Here is a 24,497-nt window from a genome sequence, read left to right as displayed (position 1 = left end):
GGCCACGGCTTCCCGTGACCCCGGCAGCATTTCCGGCTCCGCCCGCCGGTGGCTCAGTAGCTGACCGTCACCGGGGCCCGTCCCGGGTGAACCGGCGCGGTCACGGTCAGCGTCTTCGCCGCCGCGTCCCACTTCCAGGCCGATGACGGCGCCCAGCCGGCGCCCACCTTCACCCGGCTCGGCGCCGAGGCGACGCCGAGGAACTTCACCGTCCACTCGCGCGGTGCCGGCCGGAACGAGCCCTGGGTGGGCGCCACCGTCACCGTGTGCGCCCCGAAGCGCTCGCTGTAGGTGATCTTCGTCGTGGCCGAGCGCGACGACGACGTCCCGCTGTCCTCGTACAGCGAGAACGATCCCGGGCCGCCCGGCGCGACCGTCACCGTCACCCGGTCCAGCGGGTTCTGGACGTCGTTGGTGACGTCCGCCGTCCGGGTGGCCGTGATGCCGCCCGCGCGGAGGAACACGGGCATCGTGCCCAGGTCGGAGGTCACCTGCTGGGTGGTCCCGCCGGCGTAGGTCTTGCCGCTGAAGTAGTCCGTCCACTGACCCGGCGGGAACCACACCGACGTCGTCGCCGACGTGCCCGGCGACGTCACCGGCGCCACCAGCATGTCCGGCCCGTAGAAGTACTCGCTCTGGGCCGCGGTGTACGCGGCCGGCTCGTCCGGGTACTCCAGGTACGTCGGGCGCACCACCGGGACGCCCGTCGCCGCCGCTTCCTGGGCCAGCGTGTAGGTGTAGGGCACCAGGTTCTCGCGCAGGTTCAGGAACTTCGTCGCCGACGCCTTCGCCGCGTCGCCGTACTGCCAGGGCAGCCGGTCGCTGTGGTTGCTGTGCAGCCGGTCGATCGGCTGGAACGTGCCCAGCTGCACCCAGCGCGCGTACAGGTCGTCCGGCAGCTTGAACGTCTGGCGCTGCTGGCCGCCCGAGGTGTAGGTTTCGCTGCCGCGCAGGCCGGTCGTGTCGTTGTGGCCGCCGATGTCGTGGCTGATCGCCGACATGCCGGTCGCGGCCGACTCCGCCGGGGTGATGCCGGCCTCCATCCGCAGCGTTCCCCACGTCGACGAGGTGTCGCCGGTGAAGTGCAGCGTGCTGCGCTTGTCCGCCCACGGCCCGGTCGCCAGCCCCGTCGGACCGCCGTAGCCGCCCGCCTGCAGCGAGCCGTACGCCCGCGAGATGACGAATCCGCGGCCGGTCGCGGGGGCCGCGAGGTCGGCGTACTGCTGGTTGATCCAGGCGTCCGGGGTGACGCCGGGCAGGCTCGAGCGCGAGGCGTCGCAGCACCAGTCGAGCCACCAGAAGTCGTTGCCCTGCTGCATCATCCCGGCGTGCAGGTCGAGGTAGGCCTTCAGCTGGTCCGGGTCGCCCCAGTCGAAGACGTAGCAGTCGCTCCCGCAGCCGGACTTGACCAGCTTGCCCTTCGCCGTCGCCTGCGCGCGGGCGAACTGCGGGTCCGACCCCATGATGCTCGGGTGGATGTTGAGGTTGTTGTGCAGCCCCTGGGCCTTCGACCAGGCGAAGAACGCGGCCGGGTCGGGGAACTTGGTGGTGTCGAACTGCCAGCCGTTCCAGGTGTCCGGCGCCTTGAAGTCCGTGTCGGTCACCAGCACGTCGAGCGGGACGCCCTCGCTGCGGAACCGGGGCAGGATCGTGTCGCGGTAGTCGGCCGCGGTGCGGTCGATGTACTCGGAGTACCAGACGCCGTAGGCCCAGCGCGGCAGCAGCTGCGGCGGTCCGGTCAGGGTCGCCAGGTCGCGCAGGCCGGCCTTGTAGTCGTGGCCGAAGGTGAAGACGTAGCCGTCCTGGTACGGGTTTCCGCCGTGCGACGGCCGCTGCGTCACCGCGCGGGTGCGGGTGTCGTACAGCGCCGAGGGGGTGTCGTCGAGCAGGTACCAGCCGTCCTGGTGCAGGAGGCCTTCGGTGGTCGACGGCGCGCCGTTGTCGCCGTTGACGCCGTCGAGGCCGCGCCGGTAGCCGCCGAGCGCGAGGTGCGGCGGCGGGGCCGTGCCGCCGGCCGGGGTGACCGCGACGGTGTCGACGTTGACGTGGCAGCTGGTGTCGTCGGGGCAGCCGAGGACGATGTCGTTGGTGCCCGCCTTGAGGTCGACCGGCACGGACGCGCTCTTCCACGCGTCCCAGCTGTCGGTGACCGGGAGCGAGAGGGTGCGGGTCACGCCGTTCGCGGTGACGGCGGCGGTGCGCGTTTCGTGCCGGCCGTCGCCGCCGGTGCCGTTGGCGTAGCGGACGTGCAGCAGGTAGGAGCCGTCGGCCGGGACGTCCGACGCGCGGTGGGTCAGCGTCGCGCCGCGGTTGAGCTCGGCGACGAAGCCGCGTCCGGCGTACCCGGTGTGGTCGGTGGCGACGACGGCGGAACCCGAGCGCAGCCCGGCTTCGGCCTCGCAGCTCACGCCGGCCGGGCAGCCGGTGAACGCGCGGGCCGACGCGGGCGGGAAGGCGGCGCCGGCGGTCAGGACGGCCAGGCCGTCGAGGTTGACGTTGCCGGAGTCGGCGGCCGTCCGTTCGAGGCGGACGCTGTGGTGGCCGGCGCCGAGGGTGACCGGGACCGAGGCGAGCGCCCAGGCGTTCCAGTCGGCCGTCGCGGGCAGGGTGAGCTTCTGCGCCGCTCCCCCGTCGACCGAAACGCTCAGCGTGCGCGTGACGTGCTGGTTGTCACCGCCCTGGCCGTTCGCGTAGCGGGCGGTCAGCGAGTACGTCCCGGCGGCGGGCGCGAGGACGTCGGCGGTCACGGAGTTGCCGGTGCTCTCGAAGCCGGCTAGAAAGCCTTCGCCGGTGTAGCCGGAGTGGTCGGTGGCGACACCGAGGCCGTCGGCGGTGAGGTCTTCGGCTTCGCAGCGCGCGCCGGCGGAGCAGGTCAGGTGGTGCCAGGGCGCCGCGAGCACCGGGGTCGCGCCGGCGGTCGTGCGGATTTCGAGGTTGCCGCCGTCGAACGGGCCGGAGTTCAGCCGGTAGGTCAGCGTCGTCGCGCTCGTCTTGATCGTCAGCACGCCGCCGGAAACGGTGCTGGTGTACGACGTCGGCGTGAAGCCGCCGCGGCCGACGGCGTTGAAGGTGGCGGCGTCGGTGAACCGGCCGTCGCCGGCGTACTCGGTGCGGATCAGGGTCGGGGACAGCACCTGGAAGCGCGCGTTCCCGGCGGTGACGGTCTGGCGCGCAGGCCCGGCGACGGCGGGCGTCGCCACGGTCACCCCCGCGACGGCGACCCCGGCCACGGCGAGCGCACACGCCCGCCGGATGGTTCTCGCTGTTCTGCTCCGCACGGCGGAACTCCGTTCCGGTGAAGGGGACTCGGCGGCGTTACAACGTTGGAAAGCTGAGCACAACGAGTCGGCCGATGTCCAGACCACTGAGCGGAACTTGTCCCGGACAGATTGCGGACGCCGTCGGTCAGGCCGAGTCGCGGACCACCAGCGCCGGCTCGAAGATCACCGCCTCCGCCCGCAATCCCGGGTCCGCCAGGCGGTCCAGGACCATCCGGGCCATCGCCGCGCCCATCTCCTCCACCGGCTGGCGGACCGTTGTCAGCCTCGGGCGGCAGCTCAGGGCCACCCGGCTGTCGTCGAAGCCGATCACCGCCACGTCCTCCGGGACGCGGCGGCCCGCTTCGCGCAGCACCGTCAGTGCGCCGTACGCCATCAGGTCGTTCGCCACGAACAGGCCGTCCAGTTCCGGCTCCTCGGCGAGCAGGCGCTCCATCGCGCGCTCGCCGCCCTGCTCGGTGAAGTCGCCCTCGGCGATCGTGACGTACGCGTGGCCGTGGCGGGCCATCGCGTCGCGGAACCCCGCCAGGCGGTCCTGGCCCGCCGGGGTGCCCGCCGGCCCCGCGATCGTCGCGACGCGGTGGCAGCCGCGCAGCACCAGCCGGTCCGCCGCCAGGCGGGCGCCGTCCTGGTGGGCGACGTCGACGTAGCAGACCGGTGCCGGGCGGGCCGGCCGCGCGAAGAGCGCTGTCGGGACGCCCGCGTCCGTCAGCACGTGCGGCAGCGGGTCCTCCGCCGGGTGCAGCGAGATCAGCAGTACCCCGCTCACCTGCTCCTGACGCAGCTTCGGCACCAGTTTCGCGCGCTCTTCGTCGCTGTCGACGAGCATCAGCAGCGGGTGCAGGCCGTGCGGGCGCAGGTGCGCGACCACACCTTCGACGACCCGGCCGAAGAACGGGTCGCCGAACACGCCGCCGGTGAATGCTTCGACGTGCCGCTCCGGCTCGGACACGACCAGCGCGATCCCGCCGGTGCGCCGGGTGACCAGCGAGCGCGCCGCCCGGTTCGGGACGTACCCGGTGTCCGCGATCGCGCGTTCGACCGTCTCACGCAGCTTCGGGTCGACGTTGCGCACGCTGTTCACCACGCGGGACACCGTGGCGCGCGAGACGCCGGCGATTCGCGCGACGTCCTCCAGGGTGGGCGGTTGCGTCGTCACTCCTCTGTTGTAGCACGCTGTGAGAGCGCTCTCCCAGTGCCGCGCCCTTGACAAATGTCATGGTGGGCCGGTGCGGGACAGCACTGCCCCGCACCCGCCCCGCCCGGCGAGCATTCCGGCATGACCAGAACCGAACCCGCCGGCTTCCGGCCGGTGCTGCTGCTCACCGGCGCGTACGCCGCCCTGTCCGTGCTCACCTTCGTCGTCATCGTCGTGTTCCGGCCCCATCCCGCGGTGGTGACCGACGCGGTCTGGGTGCGCGCCACCCTCGTCGTCGCCAGTTCGCTGTGGACCTTCGCCTTCGCCCGCAGCGCCGCCCGGGGCTCGCGGAAGGGCCTGCTGCGGCTGCGGATCGTCTCGGCGGTGATGCTGGCGGCGATCGCCGTCATCGTCTTCCTGCCCGGGCTGTTCCCGCTGTGGCTGCGGATCGAGCAGGCCGCCTGCGGGGTGCTCCTGCTGGGCGTCACCCTGCTGGTCAACGGCCGGCCGCTGCGGGCGCGGTAGCGTGCCGGGGTGCCGGAGACCGGGGACGTGCAGCGCTGGGTGCGCGGCTGGCGGCTGCGGCTGCTCGACGGGGGCATGCTCGTCTACCCGGCGGTGACCGGCGCGGCCGTGCTGCAGCACGCCACCGGCGCCGCCGCGGTGCCGGGCTGCGGGGTCGTCGCCGCGTTCGCCGCCGGCTACCTGCTCGCCGCGGCCGCCGCGGCCCGCCGGGCCACCCGGCCGTTCTGGCTGCTGGTGGGCGGCTGCGCGGTGCTGTTCGCGGCCGCGCTCCCCTTCGCCCACGCCGACGCCTTCTTCCTCGCCGCCGTCGTCCTCTCGCTGGCCGCGCCGCGGCTCCCCTGGCGGGCCGCGGCCGCGCTCGTGGCGGTGTCCGCCGTCGCCGCCGTGGTCGTGCCGTGGGCCGTGCGGCCGTGGCGGAGCGGGCCGGGCTGGACGCAGGCGGTCGCGCTCGTGTTCACCGTCCTGATGGTTTCCGCGTTCGCCGAGGCGATCCGGGCCAACACCGCGCTCGTCGAGGCCCGCGCCGAGGTCGCGCGGCTGGCGTCCGAGGCCGAACGCGCCCGGATCGCCCGTGACCTGCACGACCTGCTCGGCCACTCGCTCACCGCGATCACGGTGAAGAGCACCCTCGCCCGGCGGCTGGTCACCGCCGAAGCCGCTCGCGCGGGCGAGGAGATGTCCGCCGTCGAGACCCTCGCGCGGCAGGCGCTGACCGACGTCCGCGCGGCCGTGTCCGGCTACCGCGAAGTGACGCTGGCCGGTGAGCTCGCCCGCGGCCGCGAGCTGCTGCGGGCCTGCGGGGTCGCCGCGGACCTGCCGACGGCCACCGACGTCGTCGCCCCCGGCCGCCAGGAGCTCTTCGGCTGGGTGGTCCGGGAGGGCCTCACGAACGTCGCGCGCCACGCCCGCGCGACCCGGTGCGCGGTCACCCTTTCCGCCGCGTCGATCGAGGTGGCCGACGACGGCGTGGGCGGGACGGCGAGCAGCGGTTCGGGCCTCGACGGGCTGCGCGAGCGCGTCGACGCGGCCGGGGGCACCTTCGAGGCGGGACAGGTCGCCTCGCGCGGCTGGCGGCTGCGGGTGACGCTGTGACCATCCGGTTGCTGCTCGCCGACGACCAGGCTTTGGTCCGCGAAGCGTTGTGCGCGCTGCTCTCGCTCGAAGCCGACTTCGAGGTGGTCGCCTCGGTCGGCCGCGGCGACGAGGTCGTCGCGGCGGCCCGCGAGCACCGGCCCGACGTGGCGCTGCTCGACATCGAGATGCCGGGCCTGGACGGGCTGGCGGCCGCGGCCGTGCTCACCGCGCAGGTGCCGGACTGCCGCGTCGTCATGCTCACCACGTTCGGGCGCGCCGGGTACCTGCGGCGCGCGATGGAGGCGGGCGCGGCCGGGTTCGTGGTCAAGGACGCCCCCGCCGACGTGCTGGCCGACGCGATCCGCCGGGTCCGGGCCGGCGAGCGGGTGGTGGACCCGGCGCTCGCGGTCGCGACCCTGGCGGCGGGCGGATCGCCGCTGACCGCCCGCGAACGCGACGTCCTCATCACGGCCCGGGCCGGCGCCACGATCGCCGAGATCGCCGGCCGCCTCTACCTGTCGGAGGGCACGGTCCGCAACTACGTCTCGGCGGCGATCACGAAGACCGAAGCGCGCAACCGGGTGGAAGCCGTCCGGATCGCCGACGAGCGCGGCTGGCTGTAGCTCACCGAGCAGGTCCGCCAGTAGGTTGGAGGCATGCCCGAACCGATCCTGATCTCCATCGCCGCCGCCCTGGCGGCGAAGGGTGCGACCGGACTCTACGACCTGGTCAAACGCAAGTTCGCCAAGAACCCCCCGGCCTTCGCGGCCCTGGAGGCGGCCTCGGCGGCCCCGGAGGACGACCGCCCGATCGCCGCCCTCGCCGAGCGGCTCTACGAGGCGGAGGCGGAGGACGGCGAGTTCTCGGAAGCGTTGCGGGCGGAGTGGGACAAGCTGCCGGAGAGCCGGGTGTCGCACGGCGATGTGCACAATTCCGTGTCCGGGACCGTCACGGGCAAGGTCGTGCAGCTCCGGGACGTGCACGGCAACATCAACCTCTGAACCGTGGAGCAGGACCGGCCGCCCGCGGTGAGCAACCGGGTCACGGGAGACGCCGGCACCGTGGCGCAGTTCGGCGCGGTGTACGGCGTGGTGAACATCCACGGGAGCGCACCGGCGCCGGAGCCGCCGGTCGCGCCGCCCCGGGGGTGGGACGACCTGCCGGAGCTGCCGCCCGAAGTCCGGGCGCTGCTGGACGCCCAGGTCCGCACCGCGGAAGACCTGCCCTACCAGCTGCCCGGGGCCCGGCGGCCGTCACTCGCGGCGGTCTACGTGCGGCAGGAGGTCAGCAGCGAGACCGACGGCGGGCCGGCCGAACCGGCGCGCCCGCGTCCCGTGCTCGACGGCCGCGGACAGCGGATCGACCCGCCCGCCCGCCCGGCACCGCGGCTGGTGGTGCGGCCGCCGTCCCGCACGGTGCGGGCGGCCCTCGACGACGACGACCACCTGCTGGTCACCGGCGGTCCCGGCCAGGGGAAGTCGACGCTGTCCCTGCGGCTGGCCGCGGACATCGCCACCCGCTGGGCCGGCCCGGACGGCGACCCGCCGCTCGCCGAGCCGGTGATCCCGGTGCGCCTGCCCGCGCGGGAACTCGCCACCCGGCTCGCCCTGCCGTTCTTCCGGGCCCTGGCCGAAAGCATCCAGGCCGAGTACGGCGCGCTCCTGGATTTCCCGGTCGAGGCCGGCACGCTCGCCAAGCGGGTGGCGGGCTGCCGCTGGCTGCTGCTCGTGGACGGCCTCGACGAGGTCGCCGACCTCGGCCAGCGGGACCGGCTGATCAGGGTGCTGGTCACCCGGGCGTCCCAGGATGCCTCGGCGCACTACCGGATCGTCCTGACCACGCGGCCGATCGCCGGTGCGGCGCTGGCGCCGTTCCACGGCGCCGGGGCGGCGCGGTACGAACTGCTGCCGTTCGACGAGGAGGCGTTGCGCCACTTCGCGGCGAACTGGTTCGCCGAAGGCGACACCGCCGAGCGGTTCGTCCGGCAGGTGCACGACGCCAACCTGGACGAGCTGGTCCGGGTGCCGCTGCTGGCCACGATCGCCGCGATCATGTTCGAGCAGGACAGCGACCGGCGGCTGCCGGACAACCGGTACGAGCTCTACGAGTCGTACCTGGCGTACCTGCAGTCCGCGCGTGCGATCCCGCCGTCGCCGTGGGACGAGTGCCGCGAACGCCTCTTCCGGCACCTGGGCTGCGTGCGCCTGGAAGAGGAAACGTCGCTCCTGGCCGCCGCCGGCGACTGGGCGGCCGGCCACGCGCCCCACGCTTGCGGCACCCCGAACTGGCATGACCAGCTGACGACGTACCTCACCGCCGTCGGCCCGTTCGTTTCCCGCGCGGGCGAACTCCGCTTCCTCCACCACAGTTTCGCCGAACACCTCGCGGCGACCGCGCACGCACTGAAGCTCCCGGACCGCTTCGACCCGGAAGCGCCGGAATTCGTCCGGCTGCTGCACACCGCGCGCCCGGGCGAACGCGGCCGGCACGCGCGGCTCGTCCTGCTGCACTACACCCGGTTGCGGCAAACCGAGACCGACCGCCTGATCGGGCACCTGCACGACGGCAACCCGGCGATGCACGTGCTGGCCGCCCGGCTGCTCGCCTGGCACGCGCCGGCGAGCCCGGCCGTGACGGACGCCTTCCTGGCCACCGCCCGGAAGTGGGCGATGACCACGCAGTACCCGGCGCAGGTGATCCTCACCCAGGTGAGCCGCGCCGCCCACCACCCGGGGCTGGCGGAGTGGTTGCGCGACCTGATGCGCGCCGAAGGGGCCCCGTGGGAATCGCGGATCGAGGCCGGCCGCGCGCTGGCGGCCCGGTTGTACGGCCCGGACCGCGTCGACGCGGTGGCGATGCTGCGGTCCGTCGTCGAAGACCAGGCGATCTCGGTCGAGTTCCGGTTCGAGGCGGCCAAGGCGCTGGCCGAGTGCGGTGCGGGCGAGCGGGCCGCGGCCGTGTCCGGGCTGCGGTCGGTGCTGGCGGACCCGGCCGCGACCGCGTTGCAGTGCCGCAACGCCGCGATCGTGCTCGCCGGCCTGGGACCGGAGCCGCGGTCCCGCGCAATCGAAGCGCTCGCCGCACTTCTCGACGATCCGCAGGCGCCCGAGGAGGACATGGTCCACGCGGCGATGGGGCTGCTCGAGCTCGGCGCCGGGTACGAAGCGCGGTGCGTCGAGCTCTTCCGCGCGGTCCTGGCCCGGCAGGAGGGCACCACGCCTCCGGTGCGGAACGCGGCGCTGGGCCTGGCTTCGCTGGGCCCCGACCACCTGGCGGAAGTGGTGGCCACGCTCGAGGCCCAGGTCGCCGATCAGCGGCCGAACCGCCTCCGGCTGTCCGCGGCCCGGGTGCTCGCCGAGTTGGGACCGCAGCACCGGCTGGCGGCCGGGGAAATACTGCTCGCGTCGGCCGCCCGCCCGGGGATGGGCGCGTCGTCGCGGGTGAGCATCGCCGGCACGCTGGGGAGGTTCGGCCCGGAGTTCCGCGAGCGAGCCGTCGAGCTGCTTCGCGCCGTTTCCGCCGGCCGGCCGGCCGACACGAACGCCCTGCTGTGGATGGCCGACAACTTCGCCGATCTCGGCCCGGAGCACCACGCGGAGGCCGCCCGCGAGCTGACCCGGGTGGCCGAGCACCCCCACGCCGCGCACTTCGAACGCACCATGGCCCTGGGCAAGCTGGCCGACCTCGGCGAACCGCACCGGACGGCGGCCGTGCGCGCGCTGCGCCGCGACCTGACGGACCGCGGCGCCGACCCCGCCCTGCGCGTCGAGGCCGGGCGCGAGCTGATCCGGCTCGGGCCCGCGTTCCACACCGAGGCCGCCCGGCACCTGCTCGAAATCGCGGCCGGCCGCGCCGCCGACCCGCAGCTGCGGATGGCCGCCTGGCGGGCCCTGCAGTCGTTCGGCACCGCCTTCCACCACCAGGCATCGGCCGCCCTCCTCGAGCTCCTGGGTCCGGGGGAAGCGGAGGCATGGGAAGCGCACACCTCGGAGAGCGACTTCTACGAAGACGACACCGATCCGCACGCCGCGGCCGCCGCCCTCGCCCTGATCCTGCGCGATCCGCGCCGGGGCGTCCGGCACCGGGTGGCCGCCGCCCACAGCCTGGTCAACCTCGGCCGGCACCACCACGCCCTGGCGGTCGCCGGGTTCGCCGGGCTCCTCGCCCGGAACGAAATCCCCGTCGACGAGCTGGACCAGGCGGCCGGCGGCTTCTCCGGCGTGAGCGCGGCCCGGCGGGCCGAGCTGGCCGGGATCGTGGCCGCCGGGGTGACCGGGCGCGCCCCGGCCGGGCTCGTCCTGGAAACGGCCGAGGCAATGGCCGCCCTGGACGTGGCCGATCCGCGGATCGACGCCGCCGTCCGCGCCCTGCGGTCCGACGCGCCGGCGGCCGGGATCCACCGTGCGCAGGCCGCCATGCTGGTGGCCCGGCGGGACCGGGCGGAGGTCCCGGCCGCGCTCGACGCGGTGCTGCCGCTGCAGCACGCGATCAGCCCCCGTTCGTGGGTCGGGTACGTCCGGGAGCTCGTCGCGCTCGGCGCGGACCTGCCCCCGGCGGTGCGGACGAACACCACGGACGCGGACGCCGGCCTGTGGTTGCGCCAGCTGTGCGCCGGTCTGCTGTGCGAATGCCGTCCCGAGCTCCTGCCCGAGGCGTTGACCGAACTCCGCTCGCAAGCCGACGACACGCACCTCCAGTTCACCTGGCGGACCGAAGCGGTCATGCGGCTCGCGGAACTCGATCCGTCCACTGTGGATGACGCGATCGCCTTCCACCGGCAGGTGCTCGACGACGAAACCGAACCCGTTGCCCACCGCGGCGAGGCCGGCAACCAGCTGGTGCGGCTCGACCCCGGGCAGCGCAGTGCCGCTCGCTCGGTGCTCCGGCGGCTGGCCGGCAGCCCCGAGCGGTCCGACACCGAACGCGCGGACGCCCTGACCTGGCTCACCTGGAGCAATCCGCCCCCGGGCGAGCTCGTTCCGCTCGCGCGGGCCATCGTCCACGATCCGACGTCGTCGCCCTTCGTGCGGCAGAAAGCGGCCCGGTTCCTGCCGGCGGCCGAGTTCCGGGCGGTCTCCCGGGCCATTCTGGCCGACCGCACCGCCCCGAAGGTCTCCTGGGCGGAAACGACGGAGGGCTACTGGGACAACTGGGCCCTTGCGAACGAGGCCGAAGCGGTCCTCCGGGACACGCTGGCCGGCGCCGAAACCTCACCGGGCGACCGGATCGCCGCGGCGGCCGCGCTCGGCCGGCTCTCCCCCCGGCTCGTCCCGGAGGCCGTCGCGCTCCTGACGGAAGGCGGCGGGAGCGGACACCTCGCGCGGCAACGGCTCCTGGCGCTGGCGGAGCTCGACCCGGGGTGGCGAGAACGCGTCCTCGGCGACACCCGTGCCGCTCTCGACGACGAAGGCCGGGCGTGGCGGCAGCGGGTCGAAGCCGCGGAGCTGCTGATCGAACTCGGTCCCGAACCGCTGACCGAAGCCGACCACCTCCGGCTGGCCCCGCTGCTGCGCGACGACCGCCTCGCCGACCGGTTCCGGATCCCGCTGTGCTCCGCGCTCAGGCGGTTCGACGACATCCGGGCGCTGCGCGACGACGACCGGGCCCGCACGGCCACGCGGTGGATGGCCGCCGGCTGGATGCGCGATTACGCACGGGAAGACCGCGAACGCGGCGCCCGGGTGCTCGCGGCCATCGCGGGCGACCCGGCGACCCGGCCCGCTCTGCGCCGGCGGGCGGCCGGGGATCTCGCGATGTTCGGGGCGCACGGCCGGAAGCTCGCCGCGGACCGCCTGCGGACGATCATGACCGACGAAACGCTGCCGATCCTGACGCGCGCGCACTCCGCACGGGTGCTCGGCGACATCCGGCCGGACGTGCGCGGCGAGGTCCTGGCCCTCCTCCGCCGGCTGCAGGCCACCGCCGGCCCGGCCGTCCGGTTCCAGGTGCTCGACGTCATCGGCCGGTACGAGCCGGAGGAGGCTGCGCTCGCTCTGCGTGCCATGGCCGAGGACCCGGCGCTCGAGCCGCTGGTCCGGCTGTACTGCGCGGACCGGCTGGTGGACCTGCAGCGCGACCACCGCGAACCGGCCGCGCTGGTGTGCCGGGAGCTGGCGCACGACGAGACCGTCCCGCGCCACATCCGGGCCGACGCGGCCCGGGGGTTGGCCATCCTCAGTGCCCTCTGCCGCCAGGAAGCACGCGAACTGCTGACCGAGATCCAGGCCGGCTGGGGTCAGGCGCGCAACCGCGCCTCCGCCGCCGCCCAGTCCGCGGTGCCCGAAGGCTCGTAACGGCGGATCTCCTGCGTCTCGCGCACCAGCGTCCGCATCGATGCCAGGTCCGGCAGGTCCTCCCCCAGCGCCCGGGCTTGCACCAGCACGTTCCCCAGCGCCGCCGCCTCGACCGGGCCCGCCAGGACCGGGACTCCGCACGCGTCCGCCGTCGACTGGCACAGCAGCTCGTTGCGGGCTCCACCGCCGACCAGGTGGATCACGTCGACCCGGCGGCCGGTGATGCGGGCGGCCTCGTGGATCGTGCGGCGGTGGGCCAGGGCCAGGCTGTCCACGATGCACCGGACCATCGCCGCGCGGCCGGATGGGGGCCGCTGGCCCGTCGCGCGGCAGGCCGAGGAAATGCGGGACGGCATGTCGCCCGGGGGGAGGAACTCCGGGGCGTCGATGTCCACCACCGCCGCCAGGGCCGGGGCGGCAGCGGCCGCGCGGAGAAGGGCGGGCAGGTCCGAAGTGGACCATGTCCGCAGCGTCTCCGACAGCACCCAGAGGCCCATCACGTTGCGCAGGAAGCGGATCGTGCCGTCGACGCCGCCCTCGTTCGTGAAGTTCGCCGCCAGGGCCGCGTCGCTCAGCTCCGGTGCCGGCAGTTCCAAACCGGCCAGGGACCACGTGCCCGACGAGATGTACGCGAAGTTCGCCCCCGGGGCCGCCGGGACCGCGACCACCGCCGACGCCGTGTCGTGCGAGCCCACCGCCACCACCGGCACGCCCGACAGCTCCTCCGCCGTGCCCACCACCGTCCCCGGGTCGCGCAGGGGCGGCAGCAGTCGTGGCGGGATCCCGGCGCGAGAAGCCAGCGAAGTGGCCCACGTCCGCGCGCGGACGTCGTACAGCTGCGTGGTCGACGCGTTCGTGCGCTCGGCGCCGATCGAGCCCGTCAGCCAGTAGTTCAGCAGGTCGGGGATGAGCAGCATGGTCGACGCCGCGTCGAGCCGGTCGCCTTCCGACACCAGCTGGTAGAGCGTGTTGAACGGCAGCTGCTGCAGGCCCGTCACGTCGTAAAGCGAACGTGCGGAGAGCCGCGCGGAAACCGAAGCGGGCACGCCGTCGGTGCGCGAGTCGCGGTAGTGGACGGGGTTGCCGAGCAGCGCGCCGCGCTCGTCCAGGAGCCCGTAGTCGACGGCCCAGGAGTCGATGCCGACGCCGTCCAGGCGCCCGGCTTCGCGGATCCCGGCCAGGGTCTCGCGGTACAGGCCCAGGATGTCCCAGTACAGCGCCGGTCCCGCGCGGACGCCGCCGTTCGGGAAACGCCGCACCTCCTCGACCGTCAGCAGCGACGGTCCGGCGGTCCCGGCCATCACGCGCCCGCTGGACGCGCCGAGGTCGACGGCCGCGACTCGCTTCACGCGCGCACCACCGACAGCTGGAGGCCGAGCAGGTCCGCGACGGCCGTCAGCTCGGCGACGCGGTGGCCGGTGCCGAGGGCCCAGTGGTGCGCGATACCGCTGGCCGACCAGGTGTCGGTCCACTCCCCCGGATCGCAGCCGAAGTCGACGCGGGAGGTGGTGTTGCCGATCCGCAGCAGCGGCCCCGGCACGACCGTGCCTTCCGACGCGATCAGCGTGAATGTCCCGTCGCGGCGCTGGCCGAGCCCGCACAGCGTCACCGGGCCGGGCTTGACGTCGAACTCCACCGACACGCCCCAGCCGCGCTTGCCGTGGTAGACGCCCAGGCCACGCAGCAGGGGCTTGCGGGCGCTGATGCCGAGGTGCGCCGGCCCGTCGTGGCCCATCTCGACCACGCCGTCGCGGAAGTTCAGCGCCTGCAGCTCGGTGAACGACCCGCCCGCGCCGAGCCGGTCCATGACCAGCATGGCCAGGGACGTCCGCAGTTCGTACTCGCCGACCGCCGGGATGCCGCGGGCGGTGAGCAGGGACGCGCCGAGGATGAACCCGGCGCCGACGCGTTCGTGCGTCTCGCCGTCCAGGCCGCGGTGGTAGTAGGCCAGCGAGTCGAGCGAGAAATCCTCGACGAGCCGGTCCAGGGCGACCGAAACCCGGGCGCCCCAGGCGAAGTCTTCGTCCACCACGGACTCGTCCACAGTGAACACTTCGCGGGCGAGGGCGACACGCGCGGTGGTCTCGTCGTCGGAGACCTTCTCCACGCGTACCCGCAGGTCGTCGACCTCCAGGACCTCGACGTGCCCGCCGAGCTGGGCCGAGACGAGCGTCGGGTCGGTCGAGACGTCCATCATGCCCGGGTAGAGGTGCCCGAGCAGGCCGTGCCGCCCGTGCCGCAGGGCCGCCCGCACGCCGGCCGCCTTGATCCAGCGCTCGATCCGCGTCCAGGCCCGCGGGTCCTCCAGGTACCCGGACACCGAGCGGAACTCGACGCCCAGCCGCTGGAAGCTGTTGGCCATTTCCGGCAGCGGGCAAGCACCGCAGTAGGCCAGCCACGCGCCGGTGTCGAAGGATTCGTGGTCCATCGCCTCGGTGGGCTGCAGGTTCAGCAACAGCACCGGCGCGCCCGAACGCTGCGCGACCGGAGCCAGCATGCTGGACGTCAGGTACGTCGTCAGGAAACCGACGATCAGGTCGCACCCGGCCACCCGCAGCTTCTCCGCCGCGGCGGACCCTTCGGCGGCGTCCGAGACGAACCCGGCGTCGATCACCACACAGTCCTTTTCGGACAGTCGCGAGGCGACTCGCCGGGCCGAGGCCCGCAGCTGGGGCAGCAACGCCGGGAACTGCGGCCAGTACGCGCCGAGCCCGCCGGAGACCAGGCCGACGCGGGTGCGGCGCGGGGTGATGCGGTCGAGCGTCATGGGTTCTCCTAGCGCAGGAACGCGGCGGCCACCCCGGCGTCCACCGGCACGTGCAGGCCGGTGGTGTGGGTGAGCTCGCCGCCGGTCAACGCGAACACCGCGGCGGCCACGTGTTCGGGCAGCACTTCGCGCTTGAGGATGGTCCGCTGGGCATAGAACTCGCCGAGCTTCGACTCTTCGACGCCGTACACGGCCGCCCGCTGGGCGCCCCAGCCGCCGGCGAAGATGCCGGAACCCTGGACGACGCCGTCGGGGTTCACGCCGTTGACGCGGATGCCGTACCCGCCGAGTTCGGCGGCCAGCAGCCGGACCTGGTGGGCCTGGTCGGCCTTGGCCGCCCCGTAGGCGACGTTGTTCGGGCCGGCGAACACGGAGTTCTTCGACGAGATGTAGACGATGTCACCGCCGATGCCCTGGTCGATCATCGCCTTCGCGGCGGCCCGGGCGACCAGGAACGAGCCCTTGGCCATCACGTCGTGCTGCAGGTCCCAGTCGCGTTCGGTGGTCTCCAGCAGCGGCTTCGAGATGGACAGCCCGGCGTTGTTGACGACCAGGTCGAGGCCGCCGAAGGCCAGCACGGTCGCGTCGATCGCCGCCTGAACCGCCGCGGCGTCGGTGACGTCGGCGGTGACGGCCGTGCCGCCGATCTCCGCCGCGACCTCGGCGGCCGCGTCGCTGTTGAGGTCGGCGATCGTCACGCACGCGCCTTCGGCCGCGAGCCGCCGGGCGATGGCCTTGCCGATGCCCGAACCCGCGCCCGTGACCAGGGCGATCCGTCCGGCGAGGGGCTTGGGCTTCGGCATCCGCTGCAGCTTCGCCTCTTCGAGCGCCCAGTACTCGATCCGGAACTTCTCGCTTTCGGGGATCGGCGCGTAGGTGGACACCGCCTCGGCGCCGCGCATCACGTTGATGGCGTTGACGTAGAACTCGCCCGCCACCCGCGCGGTCTGCTTGTCCTTGCCGAAGGAGAACATCCCGACGCCGGGGACGAGCACGATGGCCGGGTCGGCGCCGCGCATCGCGGGCGAATCGGCGTCGGCGTGCCGCTCGTAGTAGGCGCGGTACTCGTCGCGGTACTCGGCGTGCAGTTCCTTCAGCCGCGCGACGACGTCCTCGACCGCCGCAGTCGCCGGGAGGTCCACGACGAGGGGGCGGACCTTGGTGCGCAGGAAGTGGTCCGGGCACGAGGTGCCCAGCGCGGCCAGCGGGGCGAGCTTTTCGCGGGACAGGAACTCGAGGACGACGTCGCTGTCGGTGTAGTGGCCGACCTGCCGCTGGTCGGTCGAGGCCAGCCCGCGGATCACCGGCGCCAGCGCCGCCGCCCGCGCGTGCCGCTCCTCCGGTGGCAGGGCCTCGAAGCCGGGGACGACCGGCCCGAACGGCTCCGGCGCACCCCGCTCCGCCAGGAAGGCCTCCGCCGTGCGGATGATCTCCAGGGAGTTGCGCTCGCACTCCTCGGAAGTCGCGCCCCACGCGGTGATGCCGTGCCCGCCGAGGATGACGCCGATGGCCTGCGGGTTGGCCGCCTTGACCGCGGCGATGTCCAGGCCGAGCTGGAACCCGGGCCGCCGCCAGTCCACCCACGCGACCCGGTCGCCGAAGCACTCCTTGGTCAGCGCCGGGCCGTCGGCCGCCGTGGCCAGCGCGATGCCCGAGTCCGGGTGCAGGTGGTCGACGTGCGGGGCCTCCACGAGGCCGTGCATCGCGGTGTCGATCGACGGCGCCGCCCCGCCCCGGCCGTGCAGGCAGTAGTCGAACGCGGCGACCATCTCGTCCTCGCGCTCGACGCCCGGGTAAACGTCGACCAGGGCGCGCAGCCGGTCCAGCCGCAGCACGGCGAGCCCGGATTCTTTGAGCGTGCCGAGGTCGCCGCCGGAGCCCTTGACCCACAGGACGTCGGTGGGCGAGCCGGTGACCGGGTCGGTCACCGCACCCTTCGCGGAGGTGTTGCCGCCGGCGTAGTTGGTGTTGCGCGGGTCGGCTCCGAGCGCGTTGCTGCGCGCGATGAGCTGCTCCGGCACGGTCATCGTCATGCTCCCCATCCGGCCTGCGTGCCGCCGGCGCGCTCGGCCACGATCTGCTCCGGGTACCCGCTGCGGTGGTAAGCCGCGATCGGGTCCGGGTCGAGCCCGGCTTCCGTGCGCAGCTCGGCCAGCAGCGGCCGGACGTCGGTGTTGTAGGCGTCCATCAGCACGGCGTTCGACTCCAGGACGTTGCCCGCCTGCTGGGCGGCGCGCAGTGCGTCACGGTCGACCAGCAGGGCCTTCGCGGTCGCTTCCTGGACGTTCATCACCGACCGGATGATCGCCGGGATCTTCGCCTCGATGTTGTGGCACTGGTCGAGCATGAACGCGATCCCGTACGACGGGTCGAGCGCGTCACCGCGGACGATCTCGTACATGATCCGGAACAGCTGGAAGGGGTCCGCCGCCCCGACCATCAGGTCGTCGTCGGCGTAGAACCGCGAATTGAAGTCGAACGCGCCCAGTTTGCCCGCCCGCAGCAGGAACGCCACGATGAACTCGATGTTCGTGCCGGGTGCGTGGTGGCCGGTGTCGATGCAGACCGTGGCCCGCTCCCCCAGCTCCATGCAGTGGGCGTAGGACGTGCCCCAGTCCGGGACGTCGGTGGCGTAGAACGCGGGCTCGAAGAGCTTGTACTCCAGCAGCATCCGCTGGTCCGGCCCCAGCCGGTCGTAGGCCTCGCGAAGGGCGGCCGCGAGGCGGTCCTGCCGGTCCCGGATGTCGTCCTGGCCCGGGTAGTTGATGCCGTCGGAGAACCACAGCTTCAAGTCGCGCGAACCCGTCGCGTCCATGATGTCGATGGCTTCGAGGAGGTGGTCGGTCGCCTTGCGGCGGATGCCCGGGTCGGGGTTGGTGACCGAGCCGAGCTTGTAGTCCTCGTCCTGGAAGACGTTGGTGTTGATCGCGCCGATCTCGACACCCAGGTCCCGCGCGTACGCGGTCAAGGCGCCGTAGTCGTCCACGCGATCCCACGGGATGTGCAGTGCCACGCTCGGCGCCACCCCGGTGAACTGGTGCACGGTGGCCGCGTCGGCGATCTTCTCCTCCGGCGTGCGCGGCACGCCGGGTTGCGGGAACACCTTGAACCGGGTGCCCGAGTTCGCGTACGCCCACGACGGCGTCTCGATGCGCTGGGCCCGCAAAGCCGCTTTCACCGCGGTCAAGTCACCCATGGCGATCATTGTCCTTCCGGGACGTCGAGGTGGAAGACCTCGTCGAGCAGCTGGAACCCGGCATCCGGCGGGCGGCCGTCGAGGCCGGTGAAGAACTCCGCCATTTCCGCCTGCCAGCGGGTGTTGACGTCGGTCTCCGCCATGGCGGCCTGTGCGGCTTCGAGGTCGTCCGCCTCGACGTACCCGATCAGCAGGCCGTCGTCGCGGAGGAACAGCGAATAGTTGCGCCAGCCGGTGTCGTGCAGGGCCTGCCGCATCTCGGGCCACACCGCCCGGTGCCGCTCGGCGTACTCGGCTTTCCGGTCGGGCTTGACCTGGAGGCAGAAGCAGTACCGTGGCATCAGAAGGTGAACTTGTCGATGTTGTTCGCGTCGAAGGTCGTCGGCGGGCCGAGGACGATCTCGCCGCCCGCGCCGATCGTGTAGTCCCCGAGCTTGCCCGCCTTGAACTTCTCGCCTTCCTTGCCGGTGATCTGGCCCGACTTGAGCGCAACACCCGCGTAGGCGGCGAGGTAGCCGATGTCGGCCGGGTTCCACAGCGCGAACTGCTTCACGGTGCCGTCCTTGACGAAGGCGCGCATCTGGTTCGGCGTGCCGAGGCCGGTCACCGCGACCTTGCCCTTGTAGCTGGACGAACTGACGTACCGCGCGGCGGCCGCGATGCCCACGGTCGTCGGCGAGACGATCACCTTGAGGTTCGGGAACGACTGCAGCAGGCCCTGGGCCTCCTGGAACGACTTCTGGTCGTCATCGTTGCCGTAGGCGATCTTGTCGAGCTTCAGGCCGGCGTACTCCGGCTTGGCCAGCTCCTTCTTGAGGACGTCGATCCAGGCGTTCTGGTTGGTGGCGTTCGGGGTCGCCGACAGGACCGCGATCTCGCCGGAGCCGCCGGAGAGGTCCTTGGCCTGCTTGGCCAGCGCCTCGCCGATGCCCTGGGTGGTGGCCTGGTTGATGAAGACGTCGCGGCAGTCCTTGGCGGCGTCGGAGTCGAAGGCGACGACCTTGATGCCGGCGCTGCGGGCCTGGTTGAGCGACGGGCACACGGCGTTCGGGTCGTTCGCGGCGATGCCGATGACGTCCTGCTGCTGCTGGATCAGCGTGTTGATGTAGCTGACCTGCGACGACGCGCTGGCGTCGTTCGGCCCGACCAGCTTGTACTCGCCCTTCAGCTCATCGAGCGCCGCCTTGCCGCCGCTGACCTCGATGTCGCTGTAGGGGTTGTTGAGCTGCTTGGGCAGGAACGCCATCTTGACGCCGGTCGCGGCCGCGGCGTTCGGGTTCGCCGCGGCGGTGGACTGCTGCGCGCCGGAGCCGGCGTTGTCGTTCTTGGTCGTGCCGCCGCAGGCGGCCAGGACCAGCACCAGCCCGGCCGACACTGCGCCGGTGAGGAACCGTCGGGACATCTTCGTCACCTTTCCGGAGTTACCGCTTGCCGACGGCGTCGCACTGCCGTGCGGGCCGACGTCACGATGTTGGGGAGCAGGACTGACACGATCAGGAGCACGCCGGTCACGATGTTGAGCGCCTCGTTCGACACGTCCTGCAGGCGCAGGGCGTTCTGGAGCGAGGCCAGCAGGACCACCCCGGCGAGCACGCCGGGGAGCGTGCCCTTGCCGCCGAAGATGGACACACCGCCGAGCAGCACGGCGGCCACGACGGCCAGTTCGAGGCCGAAGCCGTTGTCGGCGCGGGCGCTGGAGTACCGCAGCGTCCACAGCACCCCGGCGAGACCGGCGACCGCGCCGCTCACCACGTACAGCCAGAACTTGAGCCGCCCGGTGCGGATGCCGGCGAACCGGGCCGCCTGCTCCCCCGCGCCGGCGGCGAAGACACCGCGGCCGATCGGGGTCGCGTGCAGCACGACGCCGAAGATCAGCGCGATCACCACCAGCGGGACAAGCACGTTCGGGATCGGGCCGTCGCCGATCGTCCCGGTGACCCAGGTCGTGTAGGCACGCGGGAAGTCGGCGACCGCGCCGTCGCCCAGCACCACGAACGCGAGGCCGCGGTAAAGGGCCAGGGTGCCGATCGTGACGGCGAGGGACGGCAGCTTGAGCACGGTGACGAAGAAGCCGTTCAGGGCGCCCAGGACCGCACCGAGCACGATGCAGAGCGGGATGATCGTCTCGATCGACAGGCCCGCGTCCCACAGCGAGCCCATCACCGCCGACGTCAGGCCGAGCGTGCTCGCCACCGAGAGGTCGATTTCGCCGGTGACGATGATGAACGTCATCGGCAGCGCGACCAGCGCGATGGGGAGCAGGTCGAGCAGCAGGAAGGTGAAGTTGCGGCTGGTGCCGAAGTTCTCGACGGCGCCGGAGGCGACGATCAGGACGAGCACCGTCACGAGCACGACCGCGGCGTCCCAGCTGAGCAGCCGGCCGAGCCGGTTCCCTCGGTCAGACATGGGAATCCCTCTTCTTCAGTGCCTTGGCGACCCGGACGGCGACGAGCCGGTCGGCGCCGATGGCCAGCAGGATCAGCGCGCCGACGATCGCCTGCTGCCAGAACTGGTTGATGTCGAGCACGGCCAGGGCACTCCCGATGACGGTCAGCAGCAGGGCACCGAGGCCGGCGCCCCAGACCGAGCCGCTGCCGCCGAACACCGCGACCCCGCCGACGACGGCCGCGGCGACGACGTTGAGCTCGTAGCCGGTGCCGGCGGCCGCGTCCACGGTGCCGAACCGGGCGGCGAACAGCACCCCGGCGAGGCCCGCGAGGGCGCCGCTGACCAGGAAGGCCGCGCTCGTGTTGCGGCCGACCCGGATGCCGGCCAGCTTCGCCGCCTGGGGGCTCGACCCCATCGCGTACAGCTCGCGGCCGGCGCGGTAGCTGCGCAGCACGATCCCGGCGACGATCAGCACCAGGACCGCGATGAGCACCAGCCACGGCACGCCGAGCAGCGACGCGGTGCCGAAGTCCAGGAAGGACGCCGGCAGCTTGTCGGCGTTGATCTGCTGGCCGCCGGCCCAGAAGTAGCTGACGCCGCGGTAGGCGTAGAGCGTGCCGAGCGTGACGACCAGCGCGGGCACCTGGCCGAACCGCACCAGGGCGCCGTTGACCAGCCCGCAGGCCGCGCCGACGGCGAGCCCGGCCAGGATGGCGACGAGCACCGGCAGGCCCGGGTGGTCCTTCATCAGCGTGCCCACGGCGAACGCCGACAGCCCGAGCACCGAACCGACCGAGAGGTCGATGTTGCGGGTGATCATCACGATGGCCTGCCCGACGGCGAGCACCGCGAGGATCGCCGTCCCCAGCAGGATGTCGCGGATGCTCTGCCCGGACAGGAACCGGGAGTTCTGCGTCGCGGTGAACGCGATCAGGACGATCAGGGCGAGGACGATGCCGGATTCGCGCGCCTTCAGCACGTTCGCGGTCCACGAGCGTCCCGAGTGGACGGTCGGTTCCTTCGCCACGCGGGCCTCCTCGGTGACGGTCATGCGGCGGCCCCCTGCCCCATCGCGGCGAACATGACCGAGTCCTCGGTCGCCTCGGCGCGCGGCAGCTCGGCCACGATCCGGCCCTCCCGCATCACCAGCACGCGGTCGGCCATGCCCAGCACCTCCGGCAGTTCGGACGACACCATCACGATCGCGACGCCCTCGGCGGCCAGCGAGGACATCAGCCGGTGGACCTCGGCCTTGGTCCCGACGTCGATGCCGCGCGTCGGCTCGTCCACGATCAGCACCTTCGGCGCCATCGCCAGCCACTTGGCCAGCACGACCTTCTGCTGGTTGCCGCCCGAGAGCGTGCCGACGGGGTCGCCGAGCCGGCCGTACTTGGTGCGCAGCCGTTCGGTCCAGCGCCGCGCCTCCTGCCGCTCGCTCGCGCCGGTCAGGAAACCGAGCTTCGACAGCGCGCGCGAGCGCGGCAGGGTTACGTTCCGCTCGATCGAGAGGTCCATGATCAGGCCCTGCTGGCGCCGGTCCTCGGGCACGAGGGCCATCCCGGCGGCCATCGCGGCCCGCGAGGAGTGCGGCTTGAGTTTCTTGCCGCTCACCTTCACCACGCCCGCGTCTCGCTCGTCGACGCCGAAGACGGCCTGGACGACTTCGGAGCGGCCGGAGCCGACCAGCCCGGCGAACGCGACGATTTCCCCGGCGCGCACGGAAAAGGAGATGTCGCGGAACACGCCTTCGCGGGCCAGGCCCTCGGCCTCCAGCACGACCGCGCCGGGTTCGACGTCCTGCTTGGGGAACAGCGCGTCGAGGTCACGGCCGACCATGCGCTTCACCATCTCCTCGACGGTGACGTCGTCCAGGGCGTCGGTGGAGACGTGCTTGCCGTCGCGCATGATCGTCACGCGCTGGCAGAGTTCGGTGATCTCCTCGAAGCGGTGGGAGATGAACATGATCGCCGCGCCTTCCTGGCGCAGCGTGCGGGCGACGCTGAACAGGCGCTCGACCTCGACCTGGGTCAGTGCGGCGGTCGGCTCGTCCATCACCAGCACGCGGGCGTCGGCGCTGAGCGCCTTGGCGATCTCGACGATCTGCTGGTCGGCGATCGACAACCCCCGGGCGGGCCGGGCGGGGTCGATGCGGACGCCGAGGCGGGCGAAGAGCCGCTCGGCCTCGGCGCGGATCGCCGCCCGGTCGATCCGGCCGAGGCTCTTGCGCGGGTGGCGGCCCATCACGATGTTCTCCGCGACGCTGAGGTCCGGGAACAGCGTCGGCTCCTGGTAGATGACCGCGATGCCGGCCGCCTTCGCGTCGGCGGGTGAGCCGAACTCGATCGCCTCGCCGTCCAGCAGCAGCGTGCCGTCGTCGGGCTTGTGCACCCCGGCCAGCATCTTGACGATCGTGGACTTGCCGGCGCCGTTCTCCCCGACCAGCGCGTGGGCTTCCCCGGCGTGCAACCCGAAGCTCACACCGGCGACGGCCGCGACGGCGCCGAACGACTTCGTCACGCCGCGCACCTCCAGCAAAGGCGCCCGGCCGGGATCCTGCCGCGTCATCGCGACCTCCGGATTGAAAGGTTTCACAAATCTGGTGCGGTGAAGCTACTATGCGGCGGAAGAGGAAGTCAATGGATCGGTGCAGCCGTGGCCAAACGGCATCTCCAGCGACCAGTTCGTGGTGATGTTACGTTTCAACGCCCCGGTTCGAGAGGGGTCGCATGGTGGTCAGGGAGCCCGGCGCCGAGCCGCGGACCGCGGGCATGAAGGACGTCGCGGCCGCTGCCGGCGTTTCCCTCGGCACGGTGTCCAACGTGCTCAACCGGCCCGGCCGGGTCAGCCCGGCGACCCGGGCCAAGGTCGAGGCCGCGATGGCCGAACTCCGGTTCGTGCGCAACGAATCCGCGCGGCAGCTGCGCGCCGGGCGCAGCCGGGTGCTGGCCTACGTCATGCTCGACGGCAGCAACCCGTTCTTCACCGACGTCGCGGCCGGTATGGAAGACGCTGCCGACGCCGCCGGCGAAGGCGACCTCTCCCTGTTCCTCTGCAACAGCGCGCACCAGCCGTCGCGGGAGGCGGCCTACCTCGGCCGGCTCGAGCAGCAGCGCGTCCAGGGCATCCTCATCACGCCGGTCGACCCGGACGCGCCGGTGCTGCACGAGATCGCCCGCCGCGGCACGCCGGTGGTCGTCGTCGACCGCACACCCGGCGGCACCACGCTCTGCTCGGTCGCGGTCGACGACGTCTACGGCGGCGAAATCGCCGTGCGGCACCTGGCGGAACAGGGCCACGAGCGGATCGCCTTCGTCGGCAACCACACGTCCATCGGCCAGGTCCGCGACCGGCGGCTCGGTGCGCTGCGGGCGCTGAGCGCCGCCGGCCTGGGTCCCGGGCACCTCGTCGACCTGACGACGTCGGCGCTGACCGTGGCCGACGGCCGCGGCGCCGGCGAACGGCTGGCGGGGCTGCCCGCGCCGGTCCGGCCGACCGCCGCGTTCTGCGCCAACGACCTCGTCGCCCTCGGCCTGCTGCAGACCTGCGCCCACCTCCGCATGCGCGTCCCGGACGACCTGGCGATCGTCGGCTACGACGACATCGAGTTCGCCGCGGCGGCCGCGGTCCCGCTGACGTCGGTCCGCCAGCCCCGGCGGCGCCTGGGCCGCACGGCCGCGGAACTCCTGCTGGCGGAAACCACCGAAACCGGGCACGAGCACCGGCAGGTCGTCTTCACCCCCGAACTGGTGGTCCGCGCTTCCACCCTTCGGTGAGCAACCGGCTGATCGTTTGTGACGTCTACTCGGGAACGAGCGATAACACCGGAGAGCCCCGAGCA

General features: G+C 72.9%; 17 protein-coding genes. 6 read left to right on the top strand and 11 right to left on the bottom strand.

The window, feature by feature from the left end:
- Window positions 1-53 precede the first annotated feature (53 nt).
- Window positions 54-3,278, bottom strand: coding sequence for a TIM-barrel domain-containing protein (locus tag C2L59_RS37415; protein ID WP_103354315.1), 3,225 nt, complete (start codon window positions 3,276-3,278; stop codon window positions 54-56).
- A gap of 127 nt (window positions 3,279-3,405) precedes the next feature.
- Window positions 3,406-4,437 (bottom strand): LacI family DNA-binding transcriptional regulator, encoded by a 1,032-nt coding sequence (locus C2L59_RS37410; RefSeq protein WP_103354314.1) that lies wholly within the window; start codon window positions 4,435-4,437, stop codon window positions 3,406-3,408.
- 120 nt (window positions 4,438-4,557) lie between these two features.
- Here C2L59_RS37410 and C2L59_RS37405 point away from each other — a divergent pair, with 120 nt between their 5' ends.
- The 5 genes from C2L59_RS37405 to C2L59_RS37385 are packed head-to-tail and all read left to right on the top strand — an operon-like array spanning window position 4,558 to window position 12,308.
- Window positions 4,558-4,941, top strand: coding sequence for a hypothetical protein (locus C2L59_RS37405; protein WP_103354313.1), 384 nt, complete (start codon window positions 4,558-4,560; stop codon window positions 4,939-4,941).
- Between the two features lie 9 nt (window positions 4,942-4,950).
- Complete coding sequence (locus tag C2L59_RS37400) at window positions 4,951-6,033, top strand: sensor histidine kinase (RefSeq protein WP_233223886.1); 1,083 nt, start codon at window positions 4,951-4,953, stop codon at window positions 6,031-6,033.
- Window positions 6,030-6,638: a response regulator transcription factor gene (locus C2L59_RS37395; protein ID WP_103354312.1), complete on the top strand. Its 609-nt coding sequence runs from the start codon at window positions 6,030-6,032 to the stop codon at window positions 6,636-6,638. Before C2L59_RS37400 ends, C2L59_RS37395 begins: the two co-directional genes overlap by 4 nt.
- A gap of 33 nt (window positions 6,639-6,671) precedes the next feature.
- Window positions 6,672-7,016 (top strand): hypothetical protein, encoded by a 345-nt coding sequence (locus C2L59_RS37390; protein WP_103354311.1) that lies wholly within the window; start codon window positions 6,672-6,674, stop codon window positions 7,014-7,016.
- Between the two features lie 3 nt (window positions 7,017-7,019).
- Window positions 7,020-12,308: an NACHT domain-containing protein gene (locus C2L59_RS37385; RefSeq protein ID WP_103354310.1), complete on the top strand. Its 5,289-nt coding sequence runs from the start codon at window positions 7,020-7,022 to the stop codon at window positions 12,306-12,308.
- On the opposite strand, the gene C2L59_RS37380 is transcribed toward C2L59_RS37385, so the two are convergent.
- The 9 genes from C2L59_RS37380 to C2L59_RS37340 are packed head-to-tail and all read right to left on the bottom strand — an operon-like array spanning window position 12,251 to window position 23,224.
- Entirely contained in the window at window positions 12,251-13,609 is a 1,359-nt protein-coding gene (locus C2L59_RS37380) for a rhamnulokinase family protein (RefSeq protein ID WP_103354382.1), read from the bottom strand. The genes C2L59_RS37385 and C2L59_RS37380 overlap by 58 nt on opposite strands.
- A 44-nt stretch (window positions 13,610-13,653) precedes the next feature.
- Window positions 13,654-15,075 carry an L-fucose/L-arabinose isomerase family protein gene (locus C2L59_RS37375; RefSeq protein WP_103354309.1) on the bottom strand — a complete coding sequence of 474 codons (1,422 nt, stop codon included), beginning with the start codon at window positions 15,073-15,075 and terminating at the stop codon, window positions 13,654-13,656.
- Window positions 15,076-15,083: 8 nt separating this feature from the next.
- A complete protein-coding gene (locus tag C2L59_RS37370; protein WP_199199449.1) occupies window positions 15,084-17,102 on the bottom strand; it encodes a bifunctional aldolase/short-chain dehydrogenase in 2,019 nt (672 codons plus the stop codon).
- Window positions 17,103-17,104: 2 nt separating this feature from the next.
- Window positions 17,105-18,280 carry an L-rhamnose isomerase gene (rhaI, locus tag C2L59_RS37365; protein ID WP_103354307.1) on the bottom strand — a complete coding sequence of 392 codons (1,176 nt, stop codon included), beginning with the start codon at window positions 18,278-18,280 and terminating at the stop codon, window positions 17,105-17,107.
- The gene (locus C2L59_RS37360) at window positions 18,277-18,612 is read right to left on the bottom strand and encodes an L-rhamnose mutarotase (protein WP_103354306.1); all 336 of its coding nucleotides are present in this window, start codon (window positions 18,610-18,612) and stop codon (window positions 18,277-18,279) included. Before C2L59_RS37360 ends, rhaI begins: the two co-directional genes overlap by 4 nt.
- Complete coding sequence (rhaS, locus tag C2L59_RS37355; RefSeq protein ID WP_103354381.1) at window positions 18,612-19,673, bottom strand: rhamnose ABC transporter substrate-binding protein; 1,062 nt, start codon at window positions 19,671-19,673, stop codon at window positions 18,612-18,614. Before rhaS ends, C2L59_RS37360 begins: the two co-directional genes overlap by 1 nt.
- A gap of 5 nt (window positions 19,674-19,678) precedes the next feature.
- Complete coding sequence (locus C2L59_RS37350; RefSeq protein WP_103354305.1) at window positions 19,679-20,677, bottom strand: ABC transporter permease; 999 nt, start codon at window positions 20,675-20,677, stop codon at window positions 19,679-19,681.
- Window positions 20,670-21,710 (bottom strand): ABC transporter permease, encoded by a 1,041-nt coding sequence (locus C2L59_RS37345; RefSeq protein WP_103354304.1) that lies wholly within the window; start codon window positions 21,708-21,710, stop codon window positions 20,670-20,672. Before C2L59_RS37345 ends, C2L59_RS37350 begins: the two co-directional genes overlap by 8 nt.
- Window positions 21,707-23,224, bottom strand: a complete 1,518-nt coding sequence (locus C2L59_RS37340; RefSeq protein ID WP_103354303.1) for a sugar ABC transporter ATP-binding protein — start codon at window positions 23,222-23,224, stop codon at window positions 21,707-21,709. The genes C2L59_RS37345 and C2L59_RS37340 overlap by 4 nt, the downstream gene beginning before the upstream one ends.
- Before the next feature lie 161 nt (window positions 23,225-23,385).
- Here C2L59_RS37340 and C2L59_RS37335 point away from each other — a divergent pair, with 161 nt between their 5' ends.
- Window positions 23,386-24,432, top strand: coding sequence for a LacI family DNA-binding transcriptional regulator (locus C2L59_RS37335; RefSeq protein WP_103354302.1), 1,047 nt, complete (start codon window positions 23,386-23,388; stop codon window positions 24,430-24,432).
- Window positions 24,433-24,497 lie beyond the last annotated feature (65 nt).

Source organism: Amycolatopsis sp. CA-128772 (assembly GCF_002904295.1).
Taxonomy (GTDB): Bacteria; Actinomycetota; Actinomycetes; order Mycobacteriales; family Pseudonocardiaceae; genus Amycolatopsis.
This window is presented reverse-complemented; position numbering and strand designations above follow the sequence as displayed.

What these genes read in the sequence shown, in the direction of transcription:
- rhaS (WP_103354381.1), bottom strand. Translation starts at nt 19,673, where the DNA reads ATGTCCCGACGGTTCCTCACCGGCGCAGTGTCGGCCGGGCTGGTGCTG.
- C2L59_RS37380 (WP_103354382.1), bottom strand. Translation starts at nt 13,609, where the DNA reads ATGGCCGGGACCGCCGGACCGTCGCTGCTGACGGTCGAGGAGGTGCGG.
- C2L59_RS37375 (WP_103354309.1), bottom strand. Translation starts at nt 15,075, where the DNA reads ATGACGCTCGACCGCATCACCCCGCGCCGCACCCGCGTCGGCCTGGTC.
- C2L59_RS37335 (WP_103354302.1), top strand. Translation starts at nt 23,386, where the DNA reads ATGGTGGTCAGGGAGCCCGGCGCCGAGCCGCGGACCGCGGGCATGAAG.
- C2L59_RS37390 (WP_103354311.1), top strand. Translation starts at nt 6,672, where the DNA reads ATGCCCGAACCGATCCTGATCTCCATCGCCGCCGCCCTGGCGGCGAAG.
- C2L59_RS37340 (WP_103354303.1), bottom strand. Translation starts at nt 23,224, where the DNA reads ATGACGCGGCAGGATCCCGGCCGGGCGCCTTTGCTGGAGGTGCGCGGC.
- C2L59_RS37350 (WP_103354305.1), bottom strand. Translation starts at nt 20,677, where the DNA reads ATGTCTGACCGAGGGAACCGGCTCGGCCGGCTGCTCAGCTGGGACGCC.
- C2L59_RS37360 (WP_103354306.1), bottom strand. Translation starts at nt 18,612, where the DNA reads ATGCCACGGTACTGCTTCTGCCTCCAGGTCAAGCCCGACCGGAAAGCC.
- C2L59_RS37370 (WP_199199449.1), bottom strand. Translation starts at nt 17,102, where the DNA reads ATGACCGTGCCGGAGCAGCTCATCGCGCGCAGCAACGCGCTCGGAGCC.
- C2L59_RS37345 (WP_103354304.1), bottom strand. Translation starts at nt 21,710, where the DNA reads ATGACCGTCACCGAGGAGGCCCGCGTGGCGAAGGAACCGACCGTCCAC.
- C2L59_RS37405 (WP_103354313.1), top strand. Translation starts at nt 4,558, where the DNA reads ATGACCAGAACCGAACCCGCCGGCTTCCGGCCGGTGCTGCTGCTCACC.
- rhaI (WP_103354307.1), bottom strand. Translation starts at nt 18,280, where the DNA reads ATGATCGCCATGGGTGACTTGACCGCGGTGAAAGCGGCTTTGCGGGCC.